Source organism: Pseudomonadota bacterium (assembly GCA_010028905.1).
GTDB lineage: Bacteria > Vulcanimicrobiota > Xenobia > RGZZ01 > RGZZ01 > RGZZ01.
The window spans coordinates 1-4,260 of record RGZZ01000439.1; the positions used below are offsets into that span (position 1 = coordinate 1).

General features: G+C 66.4%; 3 protein-coding genes. 1 reads left to right on the forward strand and 2 read right to left on the reverse strand.

From position 1 onward, the window contains the following. Together EB084_20690 and EB084_20695 are read right to left on the reverse strand one after the other, a co-directional pair. Nucleotides 1-422 (reverse strand): hypothetical protein (locus EB084_20690; GenBank protein NDD30684.1); only part of this gene is annotated, 422 nt, incomplete at its 3' end. 185 nt (nt 423-607) lie between these two features. After that, on the reverse strand, nt 608-2,392 hold the full coding sequence (locus EB084_20695; GenBank protein ID NDD30685.1) for a hypothetical protein: 1,785 nt from the start codon (nt 2,390-2,392) through the stop codon (nt 608-610). A 218-nt stretch (nt 2,393-2,610) separates the two neighbouring features. Here EB084_20695 and EB084_20700 point away from each other — a divergent pair. Further along, nucleotides 2,611-4,260 (forward strand): peptidase M28 (locus EB084_20700; GenBank protein ID NDD30686.1); only part of this gene is annotated, 1,650 nt, incomplete at its 3' end.

The window sequence follows — 4,260 nt, forward strand, 5'->3', positions numbered from 1 at the left end:
GGCGGGCCCGCCTCCGAAGCGGTGGAAGCGGTGGAAGCGCTCGAAGCCGTCGTCGTCTGCGCGTCTGCGAGGCCACCACCGCTCGAGGCGATGCCTTCCCGCTCGCGATAGCGCGCCTGCTGCGAAGGGGTGAGAACCTCGTACAGGCGCTCGCTCAGACCGGCCTCGATGCGATCGACCCGCACACGTTTCTCCGCGGCGTCGAGCGAGGTGTCGGCGTCTACGGCATCCGCGTTCCTGCGCGCCTGATCAATGAGGTGGCGCGCCTGTTCGTACTGGGCGGGCGTGAGCTGAAGCCCCGTGCTCCACTCGTCGACCCACTCATCTGCCGCCTTCGTGTCCTTGGCCGGCGCTGCAGAGACAGAGACAAGCACGAGCACCATCACCGCTGCCACGCGCAGCGCAGAGCGAAATCTCGACATCTGTGGAGCCTCCCCATCACGAGGCCGCCAGGTTCAGCAGGACCGCCCGACTCACAAGGACCCACTCCCGCACCCGCGGCGTATCGCCCACATGACTCCTCAGACGACGATTTGGTTTCTCAGCGCCGAACCAACACACCGCACGCGTGATCTCCATCACGCGCCGCCCTCTCCCCAGTCGACGGTCAGTGAGGCCGTCTCACCACGAACTCACCTGACGCCCCCGCTTCCACACGGAAGCCCTCTCCGTACCGCGACACCTGCACGCGATGCGCGCCATTGTCGAGGTCCCAGTGCTCCTTCTCGCCGATCGACTTGAACTTCAGGAACGAGGGGAGCCAGTCGATGAGACGGCGGCGATGGGAGACGTCGACGTTCTGTGCCACGTCGCTCTTGAGGCGCAGCTCACCGTCGTTCATCGAGACGGAGAAGTGATTGGCGTCTTCCTGCACCAGACGTCCCTTGCCGCCTTCGAACGTGGCCTCCCAGCCAGAGTCGAAGACATAGCGATCGCCATCGTGCACGTACCCCGTGCCCTCGATGATCGTCTTCACCTCCGGCTTCTCACGATACAGCGGCCAGATGAAGCCGCTTCCGGCCCAGAGCGCACCCCCGGCCACGGCGAGCGGGAGCGACGCCGCGGGGAACGCGGCCACGGCCGCCACGGCGGCGGAGTAGCTGCCCAGGTACAAGATGCGAGCCAGCGACGCCTCGACCCCGAGTATCTGGTAGTAGCTCTTGCTGTAGTCGGCCGACGCGAGGGTCTGCGACTTGTTGATCAGCTGATCGTGGATGGCCATCTCGGCCTTCCCGCTCACCACGCCCACCACCGAGCCGATGACGGTGGAACCCGCGTAGAGCCCGGTGAAGACGAGTCCAGGGTGGCTTCCCATCATCTGGATGACCGCCGGGTGCATGCCCACCATGCACCCGATCTTCACCGCATAGGCAGACGCCGCCACCAGGTTGATCTTCTTCAGGCTGCTGAGCGGGCGATCTGAGTTGACGGCATTGTCGACGACGCTTCCCAGAACGCTCTCTGCCGCAATGCCGACGGCGGGGCTTCCGATGTTTCCGATGGAGGAGATGGTGGATGCAATGCCATACGCAGTGCCCTGCTTCCACAGCTCGGGCGTGATGACGCCCAGCAGCATGGCCGAGCCCACATTGTCGAGCACGTCGCCCAGCTTGAGCATGGCGTACTCCGGTGATTCCTTGCACAGCTGGTAGAAGACCTTGAACTTCTCGGAGAACGACTTCTTCTGCATCTCATACATCTGCACCCCGAGATGATCGGGAATGCCAAAGAGCCGCTTGAACTCCGCCGACCGACCGAAGTCATCGAACGGCAGGTGCTCGCGGGGCTGGAAGCCGTTCGACGCGAGGTAATCGAGCAGCGTGCGATCGGCGCCGTCCGGAACAACGAGCTGACGAGACGGGATGATGGTTCCGAGGAAGTGCCCCTCAGACAGCTTCGTCACCCGCTCGTTCTTGTAGGCCTTGCCCGGGTCGAAGTCCGGGTTCTTCACGACGTAGGCAGAGAACACCGACCCCTTCAGCGCGGGAGCCGCGGCGCGATAGGCATCGACGGTGACGCGACCGTTCTCGGAGTGATAGACCACAGAGCACCGCGCCTCGCCGGTGCGGGCCAGGGCGACAAACGCGTCGTCGAGGCCGAACTGGGCGCGGGCGAACTCGAGATTGGCCCCGCTGAGAGAGAACTCGTCGTAGGTGCTTCCATCGACGAACAGCGGATGCGCATCGAGGCGATGGGTCGCGCCCGACGCGCTGCTCGTGGCCCCCTGCCTGACTGCGGGCGACGCGTCTGAGGCCCGCGGCAGGACCACCGATGGGGCTGCGCGCGACGCATCGGCTGAGAGGCTGACGCCGCGTGTCGCGAGCGCGCCGGCAGCCTTCGACAGCGGTGCGCGAACCGCGAAGAAATCAGGCCTCAGGAAGGGGGTCGTCATCGGGTGAGCTCCAGCCTGCGGAAGACGTCCGCATCGTCATGCACCCTGTATAGCATTGCCACCAGGCCGATGCACCCGAGAAATGTTAACGCTTCGTTGAATGACGCAGGAATGACGCGGGTTTCACGCCCATTTCACGAAAACGCCGTGCACTGCCGCGCCGCGGACTCCCAACCACGCGGAAGGGGACGACACGCTGAGAACGAATGCGCACTCCCATGAACGCCCCCCGCATCGCCCTCATCACGCTCGCCTTCCTCTTGCTGCTGCCTGTCTGCCCGTCGCCAGCAGCGCCATCCGCGGCCCCCCCCTCGGCCTCCGCCTCTCCCTCAGCGGTCGCCTCACCGATGGCCTCCCCGTCTCCAGACACCACGGAGTCGACCTTCCTCTCGAACGTGCGCCAGCTCACGTTCGAGGGGCGTCGCTCTGGCGAGGGCTACTTCAGCCGCGACGGTCGCCACCTGATCTTTCAGAGCGAGCGCGAGCCGGGCAACCCGTTCTACCAGATCTACGTGCTCGATCTCGAGACCGGCCGCACCCACCGCGTCTCGCCTGGCACGGGCAAGACCACCTGCAGCTGGATCCATCCGGACGGCCGCCGAGCCCTGTTCGCGTCGACCCACGACGACCCGGCCAGCGCGCAGCTTCAGCGCGACGAGCTGACCTTTCGCGCCAGCGGGCAGAAGCGCCGATACGCGTGGGACTTTGACGATCACTACGACATCTATGAGACCCCCATCGAAGGCGGCACCCCACGCAACCTCACCCACATCCGCGGCTACGACGCCGAGGCTTCGTGGTCACCAGACGGGAGAACCATCGCCTTCGCCTCGAACCGGCACGCATTCACCGATCCGCTCTCACCCGACGATGGCAAGCGCTTCGCCGAAGACCCCTCGAGCCAGATCGACATCTACGCCATGGATGCAGACGGCACACACGTTCGCCGTCTCACCCAGACCATCGGCTACGACGGCGGACCGTTCTTCAGCGCCGACGGCACGCGCATCTGCTGGCGGCACTTCTCCACCGATGGGCGCACCGCCGAGATCTTCACGATGAACCCGGACGGCAGCGACAAGCGCCAGATCACCCACCTCGGCGCCATGTCGTGGGCCCCGTACTTCCACCCCTCCGGCGACTACCTCGTCTTCGGCACCAACCTTCACGGCTACGGCAACTTCGAGCTCTACATCGTCGACGCGGCCGGCCGCGCAAAGCCCGTGCGCATCACCAGCACCGACGGCTTCGACAGCCTCCCGGTCTTCACGCCGGACGGACGCGGCATCGCCTGGACCACATCGCGCACCGCCAACGGCCAGTCACAGATCTTCATGGCCGAGTGGAACGACGCGGCGGCGCGCAAGGCCCTGGGGCTGCCCCCCCGCTCGCAGCCCGAGGCGCGGCGAGAGCGCCCGCTGCCCATCGAGCCTTCCGCCGTGAAGCGCCACGTCGAGGCGCTGGCGGCAGAAGCCATGGATGGCCGCCTCACCGGCACGCCGGGAGAGTCGCGCGCCGCAGCCTACATCATCGACGTGATGCGCGCGCTCGGCCTCGAGCCCGCCGGCGATCGCGGCGGATGGCTGCAGGCCTTCCCGTTCACCGCCGGGGTGAAGCTGGGCCCCGCCAATGAACTTGTCGTCAACGGCCGGACGCAGGCCGTCGATCGTGACTGGCGCCCCCTCGCCTTCTCACGCAGCGGCGCAGTGGAGCCCTCAGCGGTGGCGTTCGCGGGGTACGGAATCGTGGCCCCCGACCACGGCTACGATTCGTACGCTGGCCTCGACGTGAAGAACCGCTGGGTGGTGGTGCTGCGCTACCTCCCCGAGAACCTCTCGGGCGACGCGCGACAGAAGCTCGCCCGCTTT